The sequence below is a fragment of the Sulfobacillus thermosulfidooxidans genome (genome assembly GCF_001280565.1).
In the GTDB taxonomy this organism is placed as follows: Bacteria; Bacillota; Sulfobacillia; order Sulfobacillales; family Sulfobacillaceae; genus Sulfobacillus; species Sulfobacillus thermosulfidooxidans_A.
The window spans coordinates 2,125,349-2,147,893 of the sequence record NZ_LGRO01000001.1 but is presented as its reverse complement, the minus strand read 5'-3'; the positions used below and the strand labels follow the sequence as shown (position 1 = coordinate 2,147,893).

Genomic DNA, 22,545 nt, shown 5'->3' with positions numbered 1-22,545 from the left:
TTAGGCCTATACTACGGAAGATGAATGGAGGCGCTTTACGTGGCAGATGTTTTACGGTTAAAACCGGGACCTCACCGGATACTGGAGGGCGCACCTTGGGTATACCGGGGCGAATTGTATCATTCAAATCTTCAACCTGGCGCGATTGTTGCCTTGGAAGAGTCTAACGGTCGGTTTGTCGGCCGCGGATTTTTTAATCCCGCGTCCTTAATTGCGTTTCGTTTGTTGACCCGCAGTGTCCATGACGTCATTGATGATCAGTGGTTTCAAAGGCGGATAAGGGAAGCCGCACGGTTGCGTTTTGCGTTATTAAGGGACCGAGAAGCTTACCGGGTCATCAATTCCGAAGCCGACCAATTGCCCGGACTGATTGTCGACAAATACGGGCCCATGTTGGTTATGGAAATTTTAAGTCTCGGCTTGCAAGCCTTTCGCCAAGCGATTGTTGAAGCCTTAGTAGATATCTACCACCCTCAGGGGATTTATGAACGTGGCGATGTGGCGGTGCGCGCTAAAGAAGGATTGCCGCGAGAAGACCAACTCCTATATGGCACGCTTTTGAGTCCGGTGAAGATTTTAGAAAATGGTGTGAGTTTAACGATTGATGTGGCAGGAGGGCAAAAAACCGGTCACTTTCTTGACCAATATGCGAACCGTAAGCGTACGGCTGAATTGGCTGAGGGTAAAGAGGTCTTTGATGCCTTTTGCCATACCGGAGCTTTTGGTTTAACCTGTGCAAAATACGGAGCAAAGCATGTGGTCGGGATTGATATCGATGGTAATGCTATCGCCCGGGCTCAAGAAAATGCCCGGCAAAACGGCTTGGAACAACAAATGGAATTCGTCACGGCTAATGCCTTTGATTGGCTCCGTCAGGAAAGTGATAAGGGACCGCAATATGATCTGGGTATTTTGGATCCGCCGGCGTTTACCAAATCCAAAGATGCAGTGGCCGGAGCACTCCGGGGATATAAAGAAATCAACCTTCGGGGCATTAAGTTGATTAAACCCGGGGGAATCTTAGTCACATCCAGTTGTTCGTATCACATTTCTGAAACACAGTTTATTGAAGTGATCCGGGATGCGGCTAAGGACGCCAAGCGTCCCGTTAAAATTTTGGAAATTCGGGGTCAAGGACTCGATCATCCGATGGCGCCGGGGCTGCCAGAATCCCGATATCTTAAGTGTCTTGTCTGTGCTGTAGATTAATTGCAAATAGTCTGGGTTTTGTTAATGCAACCTTAACAAGGGCTTAAACCACTCATAATGTGACGGTGGCATGATAAAGCTAAAGAAAATAATTCGTTGACGCCAAGAAGGCGGCAGGAGGAGCTTGAAATGCCATCTGAGTCTACAGGTTTCCAGTCGGCCCTAGATCATGCGAAGTTAAAAGGGGTGCATTGGAAGGTTTGGTTTTTGTCGGCGATGGGGGTTTTTCTCGACGGATTTGATTTGTTTATTATTGGTGTCGCCTTACCTCTCATTGCTCATCAAATGCACGTGACAAAAACCGGAATTGGACTAATCGGAGCGGCGGCTCCTCTTGGTGCCATGATTGGTGCGTTTACCTTGGGACGGTTTACGGATAAGTTGGGTCGAAAAGCAATGTATCTTTTTGACCTGCTTTTTTTTGTCGTCTTCGCCGGATTATCCGCGTTGTCATGGAATCCCACGTCGTTGTTAGTGTTTCGGTTTTTGCTGGGAATTGGTATCGGAGCAGATTATCCTATCAGTTCAACATATGTCTCGGAATTAATGCCGAAAAAGATTCGTGGACGGATGCTTTCGGGAGCCTTTAGTTTTCAGGCACTCGGTGCTTTATTTGGCGCAGCGGTGGGACTGTCAATTCTCATGTTAAATCCAGCACCCGATGCATGGCGTATTATGTTGGCCATTGGGGTCGTGCCGGCTGTGGCGGTAATGATTCTTCGCACCAGTGTTCCCGAAAGTCCCCGTTGGAAGATGGAACACGGGGATGCAGAAGGAGCGCGGGTCTTAGCAGAGGAAATTACGGGACAAAGTATTGCCACGGAAAAATCGCATTCCCGCAAAATGGTTTATAAAGATTTGTTTCGGGGCCGCTATTTGACCCGGACGATTTTAGTAACCGTGCCATGGTTTTTGATGGATATTGGTCTCTATGGTATCGGCATCTTTACCCCCACCATTTTGTCGGTTATGGCTTTTGCTGGTCATGGAAATTTCATTCATAAAGATATTTTATCCACGCAAGGTGCGATTTTTCTCGATGTATTCTTGGTCATTGGGTTTGCGTTGAGTATCTTGCTGATTGAAAAACTCGGTCGCATTCGACTTCAGCTTCTGGGTTTCGCTGGCATGGGCATTGCAATGACATTGCTGGCTTTTGTGGGAGTTCCTAAGGGAGCTACGGGGTCTTTGACGACAGTGATATTCATTGGGTTTGCCTTATTCAACCTGGCTGTCAACACCGGCCCTAACGCTACCACATGGATTTTACCGACCGAGGTATTCCCCACAAGCTTGAGAGCATCGGGACATGGATTAGCGGCGGCATCCGGAAAATTCGGGGCGGCAGTCGGCATTTTCCTCTTACCGGTGATTGAACAAGCGTGGGGACTAGGCTTGACCTTAGGCATGATTGCAGCGGCCTCCTTTTTAGGATTTTTCGTGACATGGATCTTTGGTTTTGAAACAGCGGGTAAATCATTGGAAGAAGCGGGAGAGGGTGGTTCAGACCCTCAGTCCCACCAAGTTACCGCGTAGACGAAAAGCCTAGTGAGAAAAAAGCTCACTAGGCTTTCATGAAATGATCTTGTCATGGCAAAACGATTTAAAAAGCCTTCGGATTCCGAAGGCTTTTGGTATATCTAAATCTTGCGTTAATGGCTGCAGGAGTTGGCTGCGCCCGCATCGTCTTTGGTTCGGAAGGAGTGACCGCAACCACAAGAAGATACGGCGTTGGGGTTTGTGATCGAAAAACCGCCACCCATCATGGAATTGACGTAATCGACTTCAATGCCGTCAAGATAAGGCGCACTCTGTGGGTCGATAACGACCTTAATGCCATTAAATTCATAGACATTATCATCTTCTTGAGCCGCATCAAGAGCCATACCGTAACTAAATCCGCTGCAGCCGCCTTTGCTCACATAAATTCGGAGCGCCAGATCGGGGTGATTCTTCGATGCCATAAACTCTTTAACCTTGTCCGTTGCCGTCTCAGTCAGGGTAATCAAATGTGTCACCTCCACAACATCAATACAAATTAAGATAGTAATACTGTACCATATTCTTAAAAATTTGATGCGGTCAATTTGGCCAGTACCGGATTTTTGTTGAACCTGATGGGAAGTCTTTCTCAACCCATGACGTTAAGAAATTAATTTCTTGGGTAAACGCTCCTCTATCAAATCTCATGTTGGAGAGGGATTAAGGACTCCTCTATTTCTTTTGCGCTTTAGATTCTTGTTCAAGGCGTTGAAACACGTCGAGCAAGTCCGATAGACCGCGGATGAGGGCGTCGCGCGAGTCTTGGGGTAAGCGTTCGGCAAATCGGGTCACTTGAGCTTGGCGGCGTTCAAACACGAGTTCGGCAAGTTGTTTGCCATAAGAGGACAAACGCACGCGGACGACCCGCCGATCCTGATCGTCGCGTTCGCGTCTCACCAAGTTCATATTGATGAGCCGGTCGACTAAGCGTGTGGCGGCACTTTCCGTTAATCCAAGCTGGTCTGCTAATTCGCCCATTGGCATATTCCTGACCCCGTAGAGCGCAAACAGCGCATTCATTTGGGACGGTGTCACCTCAAGCCCTATTAATTCGCGGCTGGCTTCAGCTTCTAGATATCGCATAATGCGCGGAAAGAGTTTTTGAATCTCATCAATAAAGGCCTGAAGCTGACGGTCCATTAATGTCCCCCCTGTATCCTTTCCATTTATTTCATCATAGCAAAGATTTCGCTAGTCGATAATAAACTTGTCGTTGACAAATATTGCATATAGGCGATATACTGGCCGTGCACAATGCTATACTTAAAAGGAATGATTGCCATGATCCCGAATTGTCGGAAATATGGGATTTCTAAAACGACACACCGGGACCTTGGCCTGTTTTTATCCTGAAGATGGTGACGGGAAATTGGGAGAAGGCCATAACAATATCGAGCGGATCTCCGGCTCATCCAGACAAGGAGGATGGCAGGGAACCGCTGGTGAAAATACGGCGAAAGGCAGGGCTTTTCATGTACGTGAAAAAAGTTGCCGTAGTGGGGGCAGGAACCATGGGGGCAGACATTGCTTATAGCCTGGCGATGGCGAATATTCCCGTGGTTTTAAGAGATGTCGATGAAAATGCTTTGCAGCGGGCTCAAGAACATATTCGCAATGTCATAGAGAGCCGCATTGCCAAAGGGCGACTCAGTCCAAAGGACGCGGAAATACGGTTTGCCCAAATCCGGTTTAGCTCGCAAGATAAGGACCTCTATGATGTGTCGGTGGCGATTGAAGCCGTACCAGAAAAAATGGCATTGAAACAGCAAGTCTTTCGCGAATTAGATCGGATTTTACCACCCTTGGCGATTTTAGCTAGTAATACATCAGCACTCAGTATATCCGAAATGGCCAATGCCACTACGAGACCCGAGCGCGTGGCAGGCATGCACTTTTTCTATCCCGCACATACCATGAAGCTCGTTGAAATTATCGCCGGCGAGAATACCGATCAAGATGTTCTTGATACGCTAACCCGCCTGAGTGAAGAACTGCGGAAGATCCCTGTGGTGGTCAAAGAGTGTCCGGGATTTGTCGTTAACCGGATTTTAACGGCATCTATGGCTGAAGTGATGCGGTTTAAAGCCGAGCATCATGTTTCGGCTCACGATATTGACGCTGTCATTACCAAAAACCACTTAGCACCCATGGGTCCCTTTGTGTTAGCCGATGCCTTGGGACTTGACATTGCATGGGACGTGGCGCAAACCTTGCAAAAGGCGTATGGCGACCGTTTTTATCCCGGGCCTGAACTTGGAGAATTAGTCCAGCAACATCATTTGGGTGTTAAAACGGGTCAAGGCTTCTATTCCTATACGACGCCTGAGGCCGCTGCTTCAGCCACCTCATCGCTAACGCCCGAACAAGAACAAGACCTGATTGATCAATTCACCATGGCAACCTTTATGGAAGCGGCCCGGGTCTTTGAAGAAGGTATTGCCAGCGCACGGGCTATAGACATTGCCATGCGAGCAGGCGCGGGTCTCCCCATGGGTCCTCTAGCCTTGGCGGATTCTATGGGTTTAGATGTGGTCTATAACAAGCTCACACAAATGTCCAAGCGCATAGGGGAGCGCTTTACACCGCCAGCGTCACTTAAGGAGCGTGTAGAACGCGGACAACTTGGTGTCAAAACTTCCCGCGGGTACTTTAATTATTAGTCGACAACCCGAAAGAGGTGAAAAAAATGGCTCTTGTTTCACAAGAACAACGTGATCATGTCATGCTTTTCGAATTAAATCACCCTCCGGTAAATTCCTTAAGTTTTCCCCTTCTCCAAGAACTATCTGAAGCCCTGGATATGGCCTTGGCCAATGACGACATTCGGGCTATGGTCATTACAGGACATGGTTCATTTTTTGCTGCTGGCGCGGACATCCCGAGCTTTTTGCAGTTAGGCAGCGACGTTAATGAATTTCTTCGCTATGGGGTTAAATTATTTGACCGCATTGAACAGAGTTCCAAACCGATCATTGCTGCCGTTAATGGCCCAGCCTTGGGCGGGGGAAATGAAATGGCAATGGCCTGTGATTTGCGCATTGCTTGTCCCGATGCCCGCTTTGGTCAACCCGAGGTCAATCTAGGCATTATTCCTGGCTGGGGAGGCACTGTCCGCCTACCGAAATTAATTGGTCGCTCCCAGGCTACGCGCTTATTGTTAACGGGGGATGCGATTGATGCCGATGAGGCACTGCGGATTGGCTTGATTCATTATATTGTCCCCAGTCATTTACTAGTCGAATACGCGTTGAACCAGGCTGACAGGCTTGCCAGTCTCCCGCCTTTAGCGCTTGGAGCCATCAAGGAATTATTAGCCAACCCGGGATTAGGGCAAGCCGGGGAAAGCGACAAAATGGCCCAGCTCATGCGAACTGACGATGCCACAGAAGGCATCACAGCCTTTTTGCAAAAAAGGCGACCACAATTTCGGGGGCGGTAATCATGTCCGTGTATGATCAAAAACCGTGGATCCATCACTACGGTACTGTGCCGGAAGCCATCGATTGCCGGCCCGTACCCCTATACGATATTATCGCACGCTGGAAAAACTGTGATGGCCGCATTGCCATCGTGTTAGAGGACAAAGACGTCACGTATAAAGAGTTATGGAATATGGTGCAGCGCGTGGCGGAAGGTCTTCGGCGACTGGGAGTTAAGCCTCATGACCGGGTAGCATTAATATTGCCCAATAGTTTGGCATTTGTTCAAGCCTATTTTGCGACGTTACTCGTTGGTGCCACTGTGGTGGCCTTAAATCCATTGTATACGCTGCCTGAATTAACCAGGCTCTTACAAGATGCCGAACCCCAAGCGTTGATCGTGCCCCCTGAAATTGTCGCTAAAGTGCCCTCCGCGCTATTACCCCTGCCATGGCCCGTGGTGATTGCATCGGCCAATAACGACCCTAAACAAGAGCAAGAAACCCTAAGCGTATACCCCGAGTCTCACAGACTTACGGAATGGCTCAGCTTACCGCCTATTCAAGATAGGGATGTGCCTGCTATAGATCCCCAAACAGATTTAGCCCTATTACAATACACCGGAGGCACGACGGGATGGCCTAAAGGTGCCATGTTGACCCATTGGAACCTATTAGCCAACGCGGAACAATCCCGTTTGTGGATGGCAAATCTTTTGTCGCGGGGACAGGATACCGTGTTAATTGCCTTGCCCTTGTTTCACGCCTATGCCATGACGGTGGGGATGAATCTCGGGTTGTTGATTGGTGCTCGTCTGGTATTAATGCCCAGGTTTAATCCCGAACAAGCGGCTCTATGGATTGCCCGCACCAAGCCGACATTACTCCCTGGAGCGCCAACAATGTACGTTGCGCTTACGCAGTATGCTCTGGCCCATGATTTGGATTTGACATCAATTAAAGGCTGTATTAGCGGTTCGGCGCCCCTGCCCCGGCATGTTCAAGAAAATTTTGAGAAATTGACGCATGGCCGCATCGTCGAAGGTTATGGGCTAACGGAAGCGTCGCCAGTGACTCATTGCCAGCCTTTGTGGCCGGTGGATTATCAAGCACCTGGCATTGGCTTACCCTACCCGTCAACCAAGGTGCGCATTGTGGATAATATGGGATACGATGTGGAGCCTGGGGAAGTGGGCGAACTTATTATTCAAGGCCCCCAAGTCATGCAGGGATACTGGCGGCGTCCTGAGGAGACAGCTCAGGTCTTAAAGCAGGGATGGCTTTATACGGGGGACTTAGCCATTATGGACTCCGAGGGCTTTTTTGCCATTCAAGACCGCAAAAAAGACTTGATTATCTATTCGGGCTTTAATGTCTATCCGCGGGAAGTGGAAGAAGTATTGTATCATCACCCGGCCGTCAAAGAGGCGTGTGTCGTCGGGGTGCCCGATGCTTACCACGGTGAACGGGTCAAAGCCTATATTGTTCCTAAAGAGGGCGTCACGCCCGATCTTGAGGATATTGACCGCTTTTGCCAGCAAAACTTGGCGTCCTATAAGCGGCCCCGGTCCTATCAAGTCGTCGATCAGTTGCCGAAATCAGCGATCGGGAAAATCCTGCGCCGGGAACTAGCCCGCCAAGCGGCGGAAGACCAAGGCGAAATAGCTCACGAACAATAATGTCATGGGAATAATCCCATAGAGAAACGGGATAATGCCCACATGCACAAAGGCTAAAAAGATCAGGCCGATCGATCCCAACCACGGACCAATCGGCCTCATGTTGTTTCCACTTAGGGTAATAAGTACGGCTGTGAGAAGGGAAAAACCAATCCACCACGACAAGCCGTGTCCTAACGCTAATAGTGCGAAAACTACGGCCACGATTAATAACCGCAAGAGACCGTAAGGATTGACGCGCCGAGAGGATTTGCGCCGGATGCCTGTTAACGCGATTTTTTCCGGTGTCATAGCTGGGTAACCTCCTGGGGGTTGGGCCATTGCCCGTGAATAGAAATTTTTCCGATAATGGCGGATGCCACCGCCCCAAATGCTCCGAGTTGACTATCAAAATTGGTTAAACCAGTGGCATCACGGGGCAGTAAAAATAGATCGGCCGGGTGATTCATGGCCACGCCAAGGGGTCTTGGCTGGCACAAGGGAAATAATAAGGACTGATTTAAATGGTGCCAGGCATCATTGAGATGGATGACAAGCGGGACGGAACTTTTTTGGCTCTTCAGGTGAATGTGAAAGAGATCTCTAACATCAGGATCGATATCAAGGCAGTGATAAAACGCCAGGTGCTGTTGTAACAATGATTTCAAGGGAGACGGCTTGCCAAATTCAATCAGGCCAAATTCTTGAGTGCCGGCCTTAGGAGAATAGATAGGACCGGTGTGGACGAGGGCGTGATTCCAAATATTTTGCGCCCATTGTTTAATGGGCCGCTGGCTCACCTCTAGACTCCATGAGAAGGGCGGCTTGGATTCCTTCAGCATCCGGATGCGTGTCAAGGCCGAATAGATTTTCCGTTTGGATACATGATGGCGGTTCATCTCAACGAGTAATGTCCGGTATGATTCATTGATATCGGCATCGGCGGGTAAGATAATCATATCAAGCCCCTGTGCAATGCTGGCGGGGATAAGATTCACATCAAAATGTGTTAACCGGAGATCATGGACTAAAAGTCCGCGAAAATTCAAAGAGTCCCGCCATAATGATGCGTTGACGGGCTCGTGTCCCCCTAGGATGGCTGCGCCTAAGCCGCTATCAATGGTTGCAATGAGGACATCACTTACATCCGTTGCGGAAGGCGTTGGGATAATACGCATAAAAGGATGGAGACCTGCTTGACGCAATTCTCTAACCCATAACTGCAAATATTTTGTCCGCTTGTCTGTCCAAGGACTAGGTGTCTTGTCGCCCACCCCAAGTGTGGGACCTATAACGCCGGTAATGCCCATTTGCCGCCAAATTAAAGCCATAGTGTTTAAAAGACGGTGTACATCATCGGTTAACCCGGCTACAGCCATCGATCGCAGGGACGGCAACGGCCATAATGAGGATACCGAATCGGTAACGTCAAGGAGGATAAGGGGTGCAGGCTGCTTCCCCAATTTGGCGGTATCATGCAGAAGCCAAATCATGTCTTGTAAGGACTCAGCATTCGGAAGGACTGCGGGATTGAGTACAATGCCCCCAACATATCCTAAGCGAATAGCTGCTAGGAGAGATGGTGACACCTGAGGTTCTTCACATGTCATCAGCAATAGTTGCCCCAGATGCTTCACCGGTGACTTAACCCCTTTGAGTTAATCAACACAAATATCCATGACTAGTGTAACCAATTGCGATGAAAATGGTCAATTTATTATGAATATAATGCCTTCACATTGTCCTTTTGCTGCGATCTAACAGGCAGTTAGCATATGATGGTGTTGCGATTTTTTGCGGGTTTCGATGGGCCTGTATGAAGTTTCGCCTTCACACGACTCCTAAAAAAGTCCGTTAAAGCGCTTCTGATGGTATTGGAGAGCCACTGCAGATTTTTTGCCAGGGAACTGTTTGATTTCATCAAGCCGACTGTTCCCTTTGAGAAGCTTGCTAAATGCTCCTACGGCCAAAACCTCACTAGACGAGTGACTATCAACGCGGATACACTAAACATGTTGATATGATAGTCAAGCGCGGTGGACAATTGGGTTCGTGCTAAGCTTGAGTAACGAAGACAAGGAGCGGTGAATGCCGAGGATTTTGTTGGCAGAAGATGATCATACCTTGCGCGTGGCCCTTTGTGACATGTTGCAAGCGGAGAATTATGATGTATATGCGTGTTCTCATGGCGAGAATGCGTTAGACCAGGCCTTGAATGGATCCTATGACCTTATCCTGTTAGATGTCCTCCTGCCTGGCCTCAACGGGTATGATATTGCGGTACAGGTTAGACAGCATAAAATTCGCACCCCGATTATTATGATTACGGCTAAAGACCGGGTCGATGACCGTGTGCAAGGTCTTGATGCCGGAGCCGATGATTATTTAGTCAAACCCTTTGCCTCGACAGAGCTCCATGCCCGAATTCGGGCACAACTGCGACGCAGTGCTTTAGGATATCAAGAAAGTGACATCTTAGAATTTGACAATATGCGGTACCGGTTTACAACACGTGAGCTTACCATTGGCTCCCACACCTTAGCATTGTCTCCCAAAGAGGCACTGCTGATGGAACTTTTCTTGCGTTATCCCCACTGGGTTTTAACGCGGCAGCAGTTAATGGACCGGTTATGGGGAGAAGGGACGGAAATTCTGGACAATGCGTTGGAAGCCCATATTTCCAAACTCCGGAGGCGCCTTGCGGCCTACGGCGGACCAGATATTGTTGCAGTCCGTGGCCTAGGCTACCGTTTAGGCGTAAAGCCATGAATACCCGGCAATGGTTAAAGTTTAAGCGGTTCGAAGAACGGGAGATGATTCGCCACCGTATATCCGTGGCTTTCATTAATATGGCGGTTCTCGCAGTGATTTGGACGGTGTTGGCAGGGTTTGTCTACAGTATGGATCAGAGACAATATCTTGAGGCTGTCGATCATCAACTTGAGAACATTGCCTGGCACATGGGACATTTATGTCCTCCGTGTCAAAAGGCTGTGGTGGCCGAAATGGAGCATGAATCCTTGACCAAGGTCTCTGACGTGCATCTTCTTTTATGGGATTCCTCGCATCCGCCACACGTCGTGGCCTCGTATCACCCCTTTCCCCAAGCCAGCAAACCGGAAATCCAATCGCTATTTGATGCTCACGCGTCTATACACCCAGTCTTTTATTCGGTGCGAATCTTAAGCGTACCCTACCGGGTCATGCAATGGCCCATCAATCCAGGTTTAACAGGCCAACTGTTTGAAAATATCCAAGACGATGACTCCCGTTTAGCCAGGTTGCTCACCTTATTAGTGTGGGGCGGTGCCATCGGCCTCATTTTGTCAGTATTTGGGGGATTTCTTATGGGCTTGTGGACACTTCGGCCGATCTTAGCGGTGAGGCGCCGGGAACAAGAGTTTCTTTCGGATGTATCGCATGAACTGCGAACACCCCTTTTTGCTATGACGGCACATGTCGAATTGCTCCTTTCCCATTCCCACGACCGGATTGAGGAACATCTTCCCTGGATTGAGGCGCTCTATAGCGAGTCCCAGCGTATGGCCAATTTGGTCAAGGATTTGTTAGAGATAGGGCATTTGGAGGAAGGGCCTGGCTCCTTAAATCTCCGCGCCATCTCATTGAAAGAGGTTTGTGAGGATGTCTATGCGATTTATCAACCCGTTTGTGAGCTCTCGGGCCTTAATTTGACGCTAGACATTGCGGAGGATGCCATCGTCCATGCCGATGCCCAGCGCCTTCGCCAATTACTCCTCATTTTTTTGGATAATGCGCACAAATATACCCAACAAGGCGGATGCACGATTCGGGTCAGGGTGCGCAGACATCACGCTGAAATCGATCTGGAAGATACCGGGAGCGGAATGTCGGCGGCCATGCTTCGCAAAGCCACACGGCGGTTTGTCCGCGGGGATGGGGAAGCGTCCTATAAAGGATCGGGTCTGGGCTTGGCTATTGCCCAAAAAATTGTCCAAGCCCACCGGGCCAAATTGATTCTATCGAGTGTTCCTGGACAAGGGACCCGTGTTACGGTGATTTTTCGCCGGGTTCCGATGAAATCGTAACCAAAAACGAGGTCGGGGGTAGCGCGTATGATCTAGGGCAACAGGGCTTGCTTGGGTTGAGAGGCAGGGACATGAGGCTTTTTGCGTGCCATCCATGTGGTCCAACTGTTACCCACAAGAAGCCCAATGAACAGATAGGCGAGTCCTCCAAACACCGCGAAGATCGCGACAGCAATACTGGCTACGATAACGCTAAATGGGATTTGATTGCGAATTGATGACGGGGTTGTCGGTGGATCCGTTACCATGAAAAATGCCATAAAGAGAGCGGAATTGACAAATGGGACACGCAAGGCGTCGCCCGGTGTATCGGAGGGAAGCCCCACGTGGAATAGAGCCATAATCAATAAGAGGCTAAAATAGGTTCCCAAAAACGCCAGGACCTGCACATATTTTTTGACGCGAACGGCCACAACAATTCCTGCGATTAATAAAATGAGCACGGAGTAGGGCGGAAGAAGACTCAACGCTGCCCACCAACTTTGTGGGGTGTGAAACAACAGCAGGGAACACAGTAAGCCAAATGCCGCCGGATTAAAAAATGGTTTGCGTCCGCGTTTTAAGAGATGTTTGGAACCCAGGGCTATGACGGTGGTCAACATCACGAGATAAAGAGGAGTTACAACACTCAAAACATCACTAATGATGAGCGCCGTAATGAGCGCACTGGTGGATAGAGTGACGCTGCGGTGAAGGGCCAACGCGATCACAGCTTCTGTGATCAGCGCGGTTGCGCTGGCAGTGAAGATCAAAAGCCATTCTTGTGGTCCCGGGGAAAAAATGCCCGCGATTATGCTGAGGACGATCAAGGCCACCAATACGTAACCTTTCGGGGTTTTGAAAAACCGGATCCAAGATGGCTGTGGAATCTTTTTTGCGGGACGTGTCACGGCAAATACTCCTTTATTGTCATGTGTGGTGTGCTCAGGCGTTCCAGTTGTTCTGTGATGAATAGACCGGCGAATCCCATATCCGTCAAAAAGCTCAAGCCGTCTTGCGGACCGAGCAAAAAGGCTGCCGTCGCATAACTATCGGCAACAATGGCTAAAGGGGCCATGACCGTACAGCTTAAAAGCCCAGTCGCTACGTGATCCGTTATGGGATTGTAGAGGTGATGGACAAGCGGGTTGCTTGGACTGCGCCGTTTATAATTTCCCGAGGTGCAAACGGCCATATTGGTAACCTGAACCGTACCGATAAGAGCGTGGGGATTTAAGGGATTTTCGATGCCAATGGTCCAGAGATCTCCTGTGGGATCATGGCCAAAGACGTAAATGTCCCCGCCGGCATTAATCGCGAACCCGTCATACTCTTCGAGTTCTTTGGCAGCGAGATCGATGGCGAGCCCTTTGGCAATGCCCCCGAGATCGAGCTGCATAGGTTTGTTCAGTCGCACGGATAAATCATCTTCGAATAACGAAATATCCCGGTAACTAGCATTTTCATCAGACGACCGGGACGTTGTATGGACGATTTGGTCCGTCAAATAATGCCGGTTAAATCCCAACTGCTCCAACTTGGAACCGACACTGGGATCGAAGACCCCGTTCGTAATGGAAGCGAGCTCGCAGCTAATACGCAAGACATGAAAGAGAATTGGGGGAACCGCGACTTTCTTTCCTGGTTGTTGACATAACTGGTTAAGTGCGCTGTTTTCATCAAACCGGCTGCAAACCTGCTCCACGGTGGTCATAGCCTTAAGCGCCCGCTGGATACTCTGTTGGATGTCATTGACAGGGCCATGACCTACGACCTGAAATGTGACGGTGGTGCCCATTAATAGGAAGGATTCGGTGACATGGGATAAAGCATAATGGCCAGAATGTTTCATGAAATTCTCTACCCTTTCGCTTTTTGTAAAGCGTTATAGACCGCTTCGGCAAAGTTGTAGGTGCTAGCGGTAGCCCCAGTGACAACATAAATGCGCCATGTTTGCATCGATATCACTTCTTGGGGGAGTGTGGGATCGATAATCGACTCGGGATAGTGCATGTTGTATTGCGTAATTTGTACCCGACTAATTTTGCCATGCACGATTTCGACGGTTACTGATAAGGTGCCATAGGGATTAGCCCCAGAACCGGTATAGGTTCCGTCTTTATAAACGGGAGATGGACTCGGTGTCGTTGTGGGCACAGAGGGATTTTGTGTGCCAGACGAGCTATGAGATGGTGTAGACGGAGCGGACAACGCCTTATGAGACGACGTGGGGGCTTGCGCGCTTAAGGGATTAGCCTTGGCAGAGGGTTGTGTATAGGCATACCCGGCGGCATAGATGGCTCCGACTGCTACCGTACATAAGCTTAAAAATTTTGCACCGGTAAGATTCGGCAAAACATGACCCTCCTAGATGTTGTCATCAGCAATGTTTATTGTGTAGTCAAGGCTAACAAAAGATCCTGACGTTATCCTGACGTGTCCCTATGCGCCATGAGGCGGAATTTGCGTCAAAGTGCCAAAAATTCCTTTAGCCTGGAGCCGATATGGATCAAACTGAGTAATGAGCGTGTTGGCCTAAGCCAGACGGAAAAAACAATGCCGGAAGAACCCATGTTTTTGGTTCGAGCAGAATATTACGTTTTAAAATTGTAGATGGTATAATACTGGAGAATTTAGTGCGACGGGGGTAATTGCCATGCAAGTCACCGATGCAGCCTATGAAGTTCTTAAGGAACATGGACAACCCATGGAGGTTCAAGATTTACTTGATGAAACTCTCCGCAAATTGGGACTGGATCGGGAACCCAAGCGGGCAGCGCGAATTTATACGGACATCAATCTCGACGTTCGATTTCAGTACCGCGGCAATGCGATGTGGGGTCTAAAGGAGTGGCTACCGAAATCGGTAGCAAAAGGTTCCACATCTCGTGGCAATGAGCTGTCTTACGACGACGACAATGGTGACAGTGAGGAGGACGAAGGGTAACCTTCGGACCTCCTTCTCCTTTTAGCATTACGAGTTCGGTAAATTCATACAACGGCTATCTGTGAACATTAAGGGGAGGACATTGTGGCAAAGTTTGTGTTTATTACGGGTGGCGTGGTTTCATCATTAGGAAAGGGAATCACGGCCGCATCTTTGGGACGTATTTTAAAAAGCCGAGGGGTCAAGGTAACGGCTTTGAAATTGGATCCCTATATTAATGTGGATCCCGGCACGATGAGCCCTCTTCAACACGGTGAGGTCTTTGTCACCCAAGATGGCGCAGAGACCGATTTGGACTTGGGCCATTATGAACGATTTATGGATGTGAACTTGGGTCAAGCCAATAATGTAACAACCGGACGCATATATTGGTCTATCCTCACCAAAGAACGCCGGGGTGATTTTCTGGGGGGAACTATTCAAGTCATTCCCCATATTACAAACGAAATCAAAGAGCGCATCCACCGGGTCGCCGAGGCATCAGGAGCTGATGTGATCATTGTGGAAATTGGGGGTACGGTTGGCGACATTGAGAGTCTCCCCTTCTTAGAAGCCATCCGTCAAATGCGATCGGATGTTGGTCGGGACTCCGTGATGTATCTTCATGTGACCCTGGTACCGTATTTAAATGCTGCCGGGGAAGCGAAAACCAAGCCGACTCAGCACTCTGTTAAGGAGTTGCGATCGATTGGGATTCAGCCGGATGTCATTGTGTGCCGGACACAAAAACCGTTATCGCGGGATTTACGGGACAAAATTGCCTTGATGTGTGATGTTGACAGGCGTGCGGTCATTCAAAACGTAGACGCGGAATCGATTTATCAACTTCCAGTCATGCTAGCGGAAGAAGGGCTGGACGACATCGTGTTGGACCGGCTGAAAATCAAAGCGCCGCCAGCTGATTTAGAAGAGTGGGCGCAGGTCGCCAAACGGGCGACAAAGCTTCAAGGTGACGTCACCATTGCTGTAGTCGGAAAATATGTGGCGTTACATGATGCCTATATGAGTGTGGCTGAAGGGCTCTTTCATGGAGGCTTGACGCATCAAGTGCATGTAAATATTCGCTGGGTGGACTCTGAAGACATCGAATTGCACGGGGCCGAACAAGCTTTAGAAGGTGTGGATGGCGTTTTGGTGCCCGGAAGTTTTGGCTACCGCGGTGTAGAAGGCAAAATTCAAGCGATCACGTGGGCACGTGAAACCAAGACCCCTTATTTTGGTATTTGTATGGGCATGCAAGCTGCCGCCATTGAAATTGCCCGCAATGTCGCAGGCCTAAAAGAAGCGAATTCGACGGAATTTGTTCCCGATACGCCTTATCCCGTTATCGACTTGATGCCCGAACAACAAGGCGTTGTTGATATGGGAGGAACCATGCGTTTAGGAAGTTATCCCTGTGCCTTGCGTGTGGGAACCAAAACCCAAGCCATTTATCAAGACACGCTAATTTTTGAACGGCACCGTCACCGATTTGAATTAAATAACCAATACCGGGATGTGTTAGAACAAGCCGGATTTATCGCCTCGGGATTATCACCCGATGAACGCTTGGTGGAAATTATGGAATTAAAAGATCATCCCTGGTTTGTGGGAACCCAGTTCCATCCTGAGTTTCAATCCCGGCCCAACCGTCCCCATCCCTTGTTTGCCAGCTTTGTTGGGGCGGCAGTGGAAGCCAAATCCCGAAAATTGGAAGACGAGCTAGTGAAAGAAAATACGGGTCCGGTCGCCCATTCCTAAGATTTGTCGAGCATAGTCCATGGGGAACCTTTTGACAACGATTTCGCCAACAGAATATACTGAAAGTAAACAGGAGAGGAGGCTCGACACATGGGTCTGATTGCACGGGTGTCTACCATATTTAAATCAAAAGTCAATAATTTGCTGGATAAAGCTGAAGACCCCCGCGAAACCTTGGAATATTCTTATCAAAAACAGGTAGAGCAATTGCAGCAGGTACGGCGTGGTGTGGCCGAAGTTGTCACGGCGAAAAAACGGATTGAACTGCAATTAAATAAGCTGCAGCAAATGGCCAACCAGTGGGATCAGGATGCCCGTGATGCCGTCGCAGCAGGTCGTGACGATCTGGCGCAAGAAGCATTGACACGTAAGCAAAGTGTTCTGAGTCAAATGCAGAGTTTACAGACGCAGATCGCGGATCTGGAAAAAGAGGAGCACCGGCTGCAAGATGCCCAACAAAAACTCTCACTGAAAGTGGAAACGTTCCGGACCCAAAAAGAAGTAATTAAGGCGCAATACTCCGCAGCGCAAGCTCAAGTGAAAATTGGGGAGGCTTTCTCTGGCCTTGGGGAAGACATGGCTGATGTGAATATGGCATTGCAACGGGCTCAAGACAAAACGGCAGCCCTTCAAGCCCGGGCTCAGGCCATCGATTCTCTCACAGAAGGTTCCCCTCTTTTGCAATTAAATGAACCGTCGACTGGCGATGCAATACGTGATGAACTCAATCGGCTCAAAGGAAGTACATCAGTAACGGATGAATTGGCCCGGCTCAAGGCAGAAATGGGGAAAACTGACCCGTCTTAAAGCAGATTTCTGCCTAGAATGGTTTGATATTGATTTTGTACTGTCTTCAGCTCTATTATTGTGTACAAAATTTTTACGAAACGTGATGTCTTGTGTCTTCGGAATTTCTCCATTTTCCGTGTCTTCTAACTCCATTATGTGGGTAAGAGGGCAAAAATCCCACCGCGGTAACGCGGCGGGAAAATTCTAGTGGCAACTCAAACGCTTTCAAGACGTTTACCGCGGACAAAAGATCAAATTAATTGCCCAAACGAAATTAAAACGGAGGGTCCCAGAGCGCGTACCAACGCTCCGGGTCTTTTTCTATGGGCATATAAGGTTTGAGGGTTTGAGCAATACGAAATTCCCGGGCAGAATCCCTGGTATGCGATAATTTGGGAACAAACGGATAAAAAGCCGCGCGCCGATACGTATAAATCAAATACCAAGGAGGATCAAAGGCAAACATCGCAGCAAGAAGGCTGTCACCATAGCCGGCCTCTTTTAGCATATCCGCTGTAAGGTGTAGCGCATTGATGACATCTTCGGGGTCTTTGCCAGTAAAAACGATCCAGCGGTATCCTTGGTTATCATCAATGTGCTCGGCGGTGACCGGCATATCCTTGCCCCCTAAGGTCAAGATTTGCTGCACATCGCGTTCTAATGCATCATAAGATGAGTTATCAACCGTCCGAAGAATAATGGCTGCCTTGCCCGCGAACGTGCTAGACAATCGGGTTTGAATGTCGAGCAACGCCGTGGATAGGGCAAAAAGTTGATCGGTTTTGCCTTCCGGTATTTTCGTTCGCCCAAACAACGCATCGAAAAATCCCATCATGACCTCCTTATAGCCTGCAGAACCTGCCTATTTTTCCATCTCTTCCTGCAATTTTTCGAGGCGATCGATCCGGTGCTCCAACGATGGATGGGTTGCAAAGAGTTCCATTATGCTGTCCTTGCGGATAGCTGGCATAATAAAGAATGCGTTGAAATTCTCCGCCTGGCGCAAATCTCTTTGCGGAGTTCGGTTGATGTTGGCGCTGATACGCCGTAACGCGCTCGCTAAATATCCCGGATGTCCCGTCAAAATGGCTGAACCGCGGTCTGCTGCATATTCGCGGTACCGGGATAGGGTCCGAATTAACACATAACTCAAAGCCCATACCACTAACGAGGCAAACCACACGAATATAATGGCCTGACCGCCACGCCGGTCGCGGTCATCTTCGGCCATTAAGCCAAAGAAGAAAAATTGTTGCACGATGAATGAAGCAATCATCGCAAAAAAGCTGGCAATTGTGATGACGGCCACGTCACGGTTCTTAATATGGGTTAGTTCGTGCGCTAACACGGCTTCCAGTTCCTGGTCTGATAATTGGTCCACTAATCCTTGAGTTACCGTAATGACAGCGTGTTTAGGATTGCGCCCTGTTGCGAATGCATTAGGCATCCGTGTTGGCATGACGGCCAAACGCGGAACAGGCACATCGGCCAGCTGTGCCAGACGCTCAACCATGCTGGTTAATCGGGGCGCTTGCTGCGGTGTTAAAATTTGAGAACCTGTGGAGAGGAGAACTAAGTCATCTGAAAAATAGTATTGGCTCAGAGCCAATCCACCAATGATTAGGATCAATAAAAAGAGACTCACATGCAATTGCCATAGAACTACGATGAACGCGAGATATAAGGCGGCCAATAGGAACATGGTGATAAACATCCTAAACGATAGACCAAAATCATGACCGTACCAGGCCGCATTTTTTTTTGCCATGGACAATGCACTCCTTTCCTATTATCATAGTCTACGTCGATATGATTCGTGTCACAAGCCTTTTTGGTCTAGTGTCTGTGTATGGTACTGGAAATATCCACACATCGGTATCTCTTGCAATGATATTATCAGGCGAGTATAATAAGTGCTGCTGCTGGGGGATGATGTAGCGGTAGCATAGGTGACTCTGGATCACCTCGCCTAGGTTCGAATCCTGGTCCCCCAGCCAAATTTGTGGCCCCATAGTCTAGAGGCCTAGGACGCCGGACCCTCATTCCGGAAACAGCGGTTCGAATCCGCTTGGGGCTACCATGTTTTTACGAATAAAGGACAAATATTATACCGCGAGAGTCGCGGTTTTTTTATTATGATTTTGACCTATTCCCATTTAAACGGGGGCTTTGTATGCTCATATGGAGAACCCAGGTACGCTGGGCCGAGTGCGATGTGGCTGCTATCATCTATCATGCTCATGTTTTTGATTGGTTTTCTGAAAGTCGAATTCAATGGCTTATGGCTCATGATTTGGACTATTATAAGATCTTGAGATCGCGTGGTATTGAGTTGTTAGTCAGACATGCTGAAGCACAGTTTTTTCATGCGATGCATCCTGGGGATTTGGTGGCAGTGGACGTAGAATTGACGGGATTAAGTTCCACGAGAGCTCAATTTACTTATCGCGTCCTAAGGGATGACATAACGCAACAAGAAACAAGCCGAGGCATGACGGAACATATTTTTGTCCAACAAGGCCATGCGTCTCGCATTGATCGTCGCAACCCGGACCTCTTTGCCCGGTTTCAAGCAGCATATAGTCAATCACATTAGGAGGAACCTAATTATGGCGATTAAACCTTATCATTATGAGCCATTGACGGACTTTTCTGTCCCAGAAAATCGCAAGGCCATGGAAGAGGCATTACGTGAGGTACGGTCGCAATTTGGATTATCCTATCCGCTAGTCATTGGCGCGGATCGAATAGATACCGAAAAGAAAATTGTATCAGTGAATCCATCAAATCCCCAGCAAGTCATCGGATCGGTCTCTAAAGCCGATACGAGCCATATCGATATGGCTCTTGAAACCGGATGGAAAGCCTTTGCCGAGTGGAAAAAAGTTCCAGGGCCGATGCGTGCCCGCTATCTTTATAAAGCGGCAGCGATTATGCGGCGTCGTAAATTGTTTTTATCTGCATTAGAAGTGTATGAAGCAGGGAAAACATGGACAGAAGCGGAAGCTGATGTGGCCGAGGCCATCGATTTCTTGGAATATTATGGACGACAAATGGAAAGACTGTCTGAGCCCGTACCGCTAATTCCCTTAGAAGATGAAGAGGACCGCGCGTTTTATGTGCCTTTGGGTGTGGGCGCGATTATTCCACCATGGAACTTTCCGCTTGCTATTTTGACCGGTATGACCTCCGCGGCTATTGTCACGGGGAACTGTGTCATTTTAAAACCGGCAAGCGCGACGCCCATTATCGGGGCCCATTTTGCAGAGATTATGCGGGAAGCAGGCTTACCATCAGGGGTTTTGAACTTTGTTCCCGGTGATGGGGGCACGATTGGTGATTATATTGTGACGCATCCCTTAACCCGGTTTATTAGCTTTACGGGTTCTCGTGAAGTGGGATTACGCATTAATCACCTAGCGGCCCAGGTATCCCCTGGTCAAAAATGGATAAAGCGGGTGATCGCCGAAATGGGCGGCAAAGATGCCATTTTGGTTGATGAAACGGCTGACTTGGATGCCGCCGCAGAAGGCATTGTCACGTCAGCATTTGGATTTCAAGGACAAAAATGCTCGGCGTGTTCTCGTGCTATTATTGTCGATGATGTTTATGATTTGCTCTTGTCCAAGATTGTTGAGCGCACGAAAAAATTGCGTGTGGGACCTGCAGAGAACTTGAATAATAACATGGGTCCAGTCATCGATGAAAAAGCGTACGAAAAAATCTTTGGCTATATCCAGTGGGGCAAAGAAAACGCCAAATTACAAACAGGTGGAACGACATTAGATGGTGATGGATATTTTATCCCGCCGACGATTTTCTCTGATGTCGCCCCCGGCAGCAAGCTCGAACAAGAAGAAGTGTTTGGACCTGTTCTTGCTGTCATTCGGGCTAAGGACTGGTCCGATGCCCTGAAGATCGCGAATGATACAGAATATGGTTTAACGGGTTCGGTGTATACGGCTCGCAGAGAGCGGATTGAACAAGCGGCTGACGAATTTGAAGTTGGTAACTTATATATTAACCGCAAATGTACCGGAGCCATCGTAGGTGCCCATCCCTTTGGTGGATTCAATATGTCAGGAACCGATTCGAAAACGGGAAGTCCCGACTACTTGCTGCTCTTTATGCAAATGAAGGTGGTTGCGGAACGATTTTAATAAAGATCCCATGAGCTCATGAGAAAGGCGCTGCCGTGAGGCGGCGCTTTTTTAGTGGCATGCGTAAGGAGTACTAGGAAAGAAAATTTGACAATAGAGATAAACATAGTATAATGACTTTCTGCTCAGGATAATAAATCCTGGATACTGAAAAAATATCATAAAGGGATGATTCAATGGCCACACAGCAGATTATTGACATGCGAAATCGTCCTACTTTTTTACACCCATTTTATGGGAAAAATGGCCAAGGGCCAGAGGTAGAAGTTGTTCGCTGGCTTGGGAAACGAGTCGGTGCCCGTGACATCGATCATTTTCTCGCCCACTCGGATGTCAATGCCTACCTCTCTGCCTTGGATGCCGCCGGAATTACGCACGCAGTGATTACGGGACGAAGTACACCAGCTGTGCGTATTCCAAATGACGACGTGCGTGCTGTAGTGCAAAAGGTTCCGACCCGTTTCATCGGGATTGGAGCCATAGATCCATTAGCCCTTGGTGTTTCGGGATCAGTGGATGAGGTGCGGCGCATCAAAGACATGGGGTTACAGGGAGTTAATATGGATCCGGCATTTTTAACAGAGCCGCTTCAAGCGGATGATGCTCGGTTATTTCCGGTCTACGAAGAATGCCAGCGCTTATCCCTACCAGTCTTTTTGATGACAGGGCCAACTTCTCCGGACTTGCGATATGCTCATCCCGCCAATATTGGAGCAGTGGCAAAGGCTTTTCCTCGTTTGAAACTTGTGGTCTCTCATGGCGGTTATCCATTTGTTGATGAAATGATTGGTGTCGCCTTTAAACATGAAAATGTTTTGGTGTCACCAGACTTCTACATTTTCGTGGCTGGATCACATACGTTTGTTGAGGCCGCAAATGGTTTTATGCGTTATCAGCTATTATTTGGCACAGGCTATCCGTTTCGGCCGATGAAGCAAACCGTAGATGACTTTTTGCGTTTAGGATTTCAGGACGAAATTTTGCCGGATGTACTCTATAACAATGCGGCACGCCTTTTGGGATTGGCGAATTAAAG

The 22,545-nt window shown here is 48.6% G+C and carries 22 protein-coding genes and 2 tRNA genes; 15 read left to right on the top strand and 9 right to left on the bottom strand.

Annotated elements, in window-relative coordinates:
* The first annotated feature begins 39 nt into the window (after positions 1-39).
* Together AOA63_RS10600 and AOA63_RS10595 are read left to right on the top strand one after the other, a co-directional pair.
* Positions 40-1,209 (top strand): class I SAM-dependent rRNA methyltransferase, encoded by a 1,170-nt coding sequence (locus AOA63_RS10600; protein ID WP_171822690.1) that lies wholly within the window; start codon positions 40-42, stop codon positions 1,207-1,209.
* Positions 1,210-1,338: 129 nt separating this feature from the next.
* Positions 1,339-2,745, top strand: a complete 1,407-nt coding sequence (locus AOA63_RS10595; RefSeq protein ID WP_053959667.1) for an MFS transporter — start codon at positions 1,339-1,341, stop codon at positions 2,743-2,745.
* Between the two features lie 116 nt (positions 2,746-2,861).
* Here AOA63_RS10595 and erpA read toward each other — a convergent pair whose 3' ends face one another.
* Together erpA and AOA63_RS10585 are read right to left on the bottom strand one after the other, a co-directional pair.
* Positions 2,862-3,344 (bottom strand): iron-sulfur cluster insertion protein ErpA, encoded by a 483-nt coding sequence (gene erpA / locus AOA63_RS10590; protein ID WP_242848318.1) that lies wholly within the window; start codon positions 3,342-3,344, stop codon positions 2,862-2,864.
* Between the two features lie 79 nt (positions 3,345-3,423).
* Positions 3,424-3,891, bottom strand: a complete 468-nt coding sequence (locus tag AOA63_RS10585; RefSeq protein WP_053959665.1) for a MarR family winged helix-turn-helix transcriptional regulator — start codon at positions 3,889-3,891, stop codon at positions 3,424-3,426.
* 338 nt (positions 3,892-4,229) lie between these two features.
* Here AOA63_RS10585 and AOA63_RS10580 point away from each other — a divergent pair, with 338 nt between their 5' ends.
* The 3 genes from AOA63_RS10580 to AOA63_RS10570 are packed head-to-tail and all read left to right on the top strand — an operon-like array spanning position 4,230 to position 7,848.
* Complete coding sequence (locus tag AOA63_RS10580) at positions 4,230-5,411, top strand: 3-hydroxyacyl-CoA dehydrogenase (protein ID WP_242848317.1); 1,182 nt, start codon at positions 4,230-4,232, stop codon at positions 5,409-5,411.
* Between the two features lie 26 nt (positions 5,412-5,437).
* On the top strand, positions 5,438-6,190 hold the full coding sequence (locus AOA63_RS10575; RefSeq protein WP_053959664.1) for an enoyl-CoA hydratase/isomerase family protein: 753 nt from the start codon (positions 5,438-5,440) through the stop codon (positions 6,188-6,190).
* Between the two features lie 2 nt (positions 6,191-6,192).
* Positions 6,193-7,848: a long-chain-fatty-acid--CoA ligase gene (locus AOA63_RS10570; protein ID WP_053959663.1), complete on the top strand. Its 1,656-nt coding sequence runs from the start codon at positions 6,193-6,195 to the stop codon at positions 7,846-7,848.
* On the opposite strand, the gene AOA63_RS10565 is transcribed toward AOA63_RS10570, so the two are convergent.
* Both AOA63_RS10565 and AOA63_RS10560 read right to left on the bottom strand, forming a co-directional pair.
* The gene (locus AOA63_RS10565; RefSeq protein ID WP_053959662.1) at positions 7,798-8,139 is read right to left on the bottom strand and encodes a hypothetical protein; all 342 of its coding nucleotides are present in this window, start codon (positions 8,137-8,139) and stop codon (positions 7,798-7,800) included. The two genes, AOA63_RS10570 and AOA63_RS10565, sit on opposite strands and share 51 nt — an antisense overlap.
* Positions 8,136-9,464: a hypothetical protein gene (locus AOA63_RS10560; protein WP_053959661.1), complete on the bottom strand. Its 1,329-nt coding sequence runs from the start codon at positions 9,462-9,464 to the stop codon at positions 8,136-8,138. The genes AOA63_RS10565 and AOA63_RS10560 overlap by 4 nt, the downstream gene beginning before the upstream one ends.
* A 451-nt stretch (positions 9,465-9,915) precedes the next feature.
* On the opposite strand from AOA63_RS10560, the gene AOA63_RS10555 reads away from it, so the two are divergent.
* Positions 9,916-10,596 (top strand): response regulator transcription factor, encoded by a 681-nt coding sequence (locus AOA63_RS10555; protein WP_053959660.1) that lies wholly within the window; start codon positions 9,916-9,918, stop codon positions 10,594-10,596.
* On the top strand, positions 10,593-11,894 hold the full coding sequence (locus tag AOA63_RS10550) for a sensor histidine kinase (protein ID WP_053959659.1): 1,302 nt from the start codon (positions 10,593-10,595) through the stop codon (positions 11,892-11,894). Before AOA63_RS10555 ends, AOA63_RS10550 begins: the two co-directional genes overlap by 4 nt.
* A gap of 32 nt (positions 11,895-11,926) precedes the next feature.
* On the opposite strand, the gene AOA63_RS10545 is transcribed toward AOA63_RS10550, so the two are convergent.
* From AOA63_RS10545 to AOA63_RS10535, 3 genes are read right to left on the bottom strand one after another with little or no spacing between them, the layout of a single operon-like run.
* Positions 11,927-12,784, bottom strand: a complete 858-nt coding sequence (locus tag AOA63_RS10545; protein ID WP_053959658.1) for an RnfABCDGE type electron transport complex subunit D — start codon at positions 12,782-12,784, stop codon at positions 11,927-11,929.
* On the bottom strand, positions 12,781-13,725 hold the full coding sequence (locus AOA63_RS10540; RefSeq protein WP_053959657.1) for an FAD:protein FMN transferase: 945 nt from the start codon (positions 13,723-13,725) through the stop codon (positions 12,781-12,783). Before AOA63_RS10540 ends, AOA63_RS10545 begins: the two co-directional genes overlap by 4 nt.
* 8 nt (positions 13,726-13,733) lie before the next feature.
* The gene (locus AOA63_RS10535; protein ID WP_053959656.1) at positions 13,734-14,228 is read right to left on the bottom strand and encodes an FMN-binding protein; all 495 of its coding nucleotides are present in this window, start codon (positions 14,226-14,228) and stop codon (positions 13,734-13,736) included.
* Positions 14,229-14,529: 301 nt separating this feature from the next.
* Here AOA63_RS10535 and rpoE point away from each other — a divergent pair, with 301 nt between their 5' ends.
* The 3 genes from rpoE (at position 14,530) to AOA63_RS10520 (ending at position 17,367) form a co-directional block, all read left to right on the top strand.
* Positions 14,530-14,820: a DNA-directed RNA polymerase subunit delta gene (rpoE, locus tag AOA63_RS10530; protein WP_020372956.1), complete on the top strand. Its 291-nt coding sequence runs from the start codon at positions 14,530-14,532 to the stop codon at positions 14,818-14,820.
* A gap of 81 nt (positions 14,821-14,901) precedes the next feature.
* Positions 14,902-16,560, top strand: coding sequence for a CTP synthase (locus AOA63_RS10525; RefSeq protein ID WP_347474803.1), 1,659 nt, complete (start codon positions 14,902-14,904; stop codon positions 16,558-16,560).
* A gap of 90 nt (positions 16,561-16,650) precedes the next feature.
* Positions 16,651-17,367 (top strand): PspA/IM30 family protein, encoded by a 717-nt coding sequence (locus AOA63_RS10520; protein WP_053959654.1) that lies wholly within the window; start codon positions 16,651-16,653, stop codon positions 17,365-17,367.
* Positions 17,368-17,623: 256 nt separating this feature from the next.
* Here the strand turns inward: AOA63_RS10520 and pspAB are convergent, their stop codons facing one another.
* Both pspAB and htpX read right to left on the bottom strand, forming a co-directional pair.
* Positions 17,624-18,184: a PspA-associated protein PspAB gene (gene pspAB, locus AOA63_RS10515; protein ID WP_242848316.1), complete on the bottom strand. Its 561-nt coding sequence runs from the start codon at positions 18,182-18,184 to the stop codon at positions 17,624-17,626.
* A gap of 27 nt (positions 18,185-18,211) precedes the next feature.
* Complete coding sequence (htpX, locus tag AOA63_RS10510; protein WP_028961955.1) at positions 18,212-19,117, bottom strand: zinc metalloprotease HtpX; 906 nt, start codon at positions 19,115-19,117, stop codon at positions 18,212-18,214.
* A 155-nt stretch (positions 19,118-19,272) separates the two neighbouring features.
* On the opposite strand from htpX, the gene AOA63_RS10505 reads away from it, so the two are divergent.
* From AOA63_RS10505 to AOA63_RS10485, 5 genes are all read left to right on the top strand, one after another.
* A tRNA-Gln gene (locus tag AOA63_RS10505) sits at positions 19,273-19,346 on the top strand.
* 7 nt (positions 19,347-19,353) lie between these two features.
* Positions 19,354-19,429 (top strand) — tRNA-Glu (locus tag AOA63_RS10500).
* Between the two features lie 93 nt (positions 19,430-19,522).
* Positions 19,523-19,945, top strand: coding sequence for an acyl-CoA thioesterase (locus tag AOA63_RS10495; protein WP_053959652.1), 423 nt, complete (start codon positions 19,523-19,525; stop codon positions 19,943-19,945).
* Between the two features lie 13 nt (positions 19,946-19,958).
* A complete protein-coding gene (gene pruA / locus AOA63_RS10490) occupies positions 19,959-21,509 on the top strand; it encodes an L-glutamate gamma-semialdehyde dehydrogenase (protein WP_053959651.1) in 1,551 nt (516 codons plus the stop codon).
* Between the two features lie 176 nt (positions 21,510-21,685).
* Positions 21,686-22,543: an amidohydrolase family protein gene (locus AOA63_RS10485; RefSeq protein ID WP_053959650.1), complete on the top strand. Its 858-nt coding sequence runs from the start codon at positions 21,686-21,688 to the stop codon at positions 22,541-22,543.
* Positions 22,544-22,545 lie beyond the last annotated feature (2 nt).

Coding starts and splice junctions, on each gene's coding strand:
- AOA63_RS10540 (WP_053959657.1), bottom strand. CDS start 13,725: ATGAAACATTCTGGCCATTATGCTTTATCCCATGTCACCGAATCCTTC.
- AOA63_RS10550 (WP_053959659.1), top strand. CDS start 10,593: ATGAATACCCGGCAATGGTTAAAGTTTAAGCGGTTCGAAGAACGGGAG.
- AOA63_RS10485 (WP_053959650.1), top strand. CDS start 21,686: ATGGCCACACAGCAGATTATTGACATGCGAAATCGTCCTACTTTTTTA.
- AOA63_RS10520 (WP_053959654.1), top strand. CDS start 16,651: ATGGGTCTGATTGCACGGGTGTCTACCATATTTAAATCAAAAGTCAAT.
- pspAB (WP_242848316.1), bottom strand. CDS start 18,184: ATGATGGGATTTTTCGATGCGTTGTTTGGGCGAACGAAAATACCGGAA.
- AOA63_RS10585 (WP_053959665.1), bottom strand. CDS start 3,891: ATGGACCGTCAGCTTCAGGCCTTTATTGATGAGATTCAAAAACTCTTT.
- AOA63_RS10565 (WP_053959662.1), bottom strand. CDS start 8,139: ATGACACCGGAAAAAATCGCGTTAACAGGCATCCGGCGCAAATCCTCT.
- pruA (WP_053959651.1), top strand. CDS start 19,959: ATGGCGATTAAACCTTATCATTATGAGCCATTGACGGACTTTTCTGTC.
- AOA63_RS10570 (WP_053959663.1), top strand. CDS start 6,193: ATGTCCGTGTATGATCAAAAACCGTGGATCCATCACTACGGTACTGTG.
- htpX (WP_028961955.1), bottom strand. CDS start 19,117: ATGGCAAAAAAAAATGCGGCCTGGTACGGTCATGATTTTGGTCTATCG.
- AOA63_RS10575 (WP_053959664.1), top strand. CDS start 5,438: ATGGCTCTTGTTTCACAAGAACAACGTGATCATGTCATGCTTTTCGAA.
- AOA63_RS10555 (WP_053959660.1), top strand. CDS start 9,916: ATGCCGAGGATTTTGTTGGCAGAAGATGATCATACCTTGCGCGTGGCC.
- AOA63_RS10595 (WP_053959667.1), top strand. CDS start 1,339: ATGCCATCTGAGTCTACAGGTTTCCAGTCGGCCCTAGATCATGCGAAG.
- AOA63_RS10495 (WP_053959652.1), top strand. CDS start 19,523: ATGCTCATATGGAGAACCCAGGTACGCTGGGCCGAGTGCGATGTGGCT.
- rpoE (WP_020372956.1), top strand. CDS start 14,530: ATGCAAGTCACCGATGCAGCCTATGAAGTTCTTAAGGAACATGGACAA.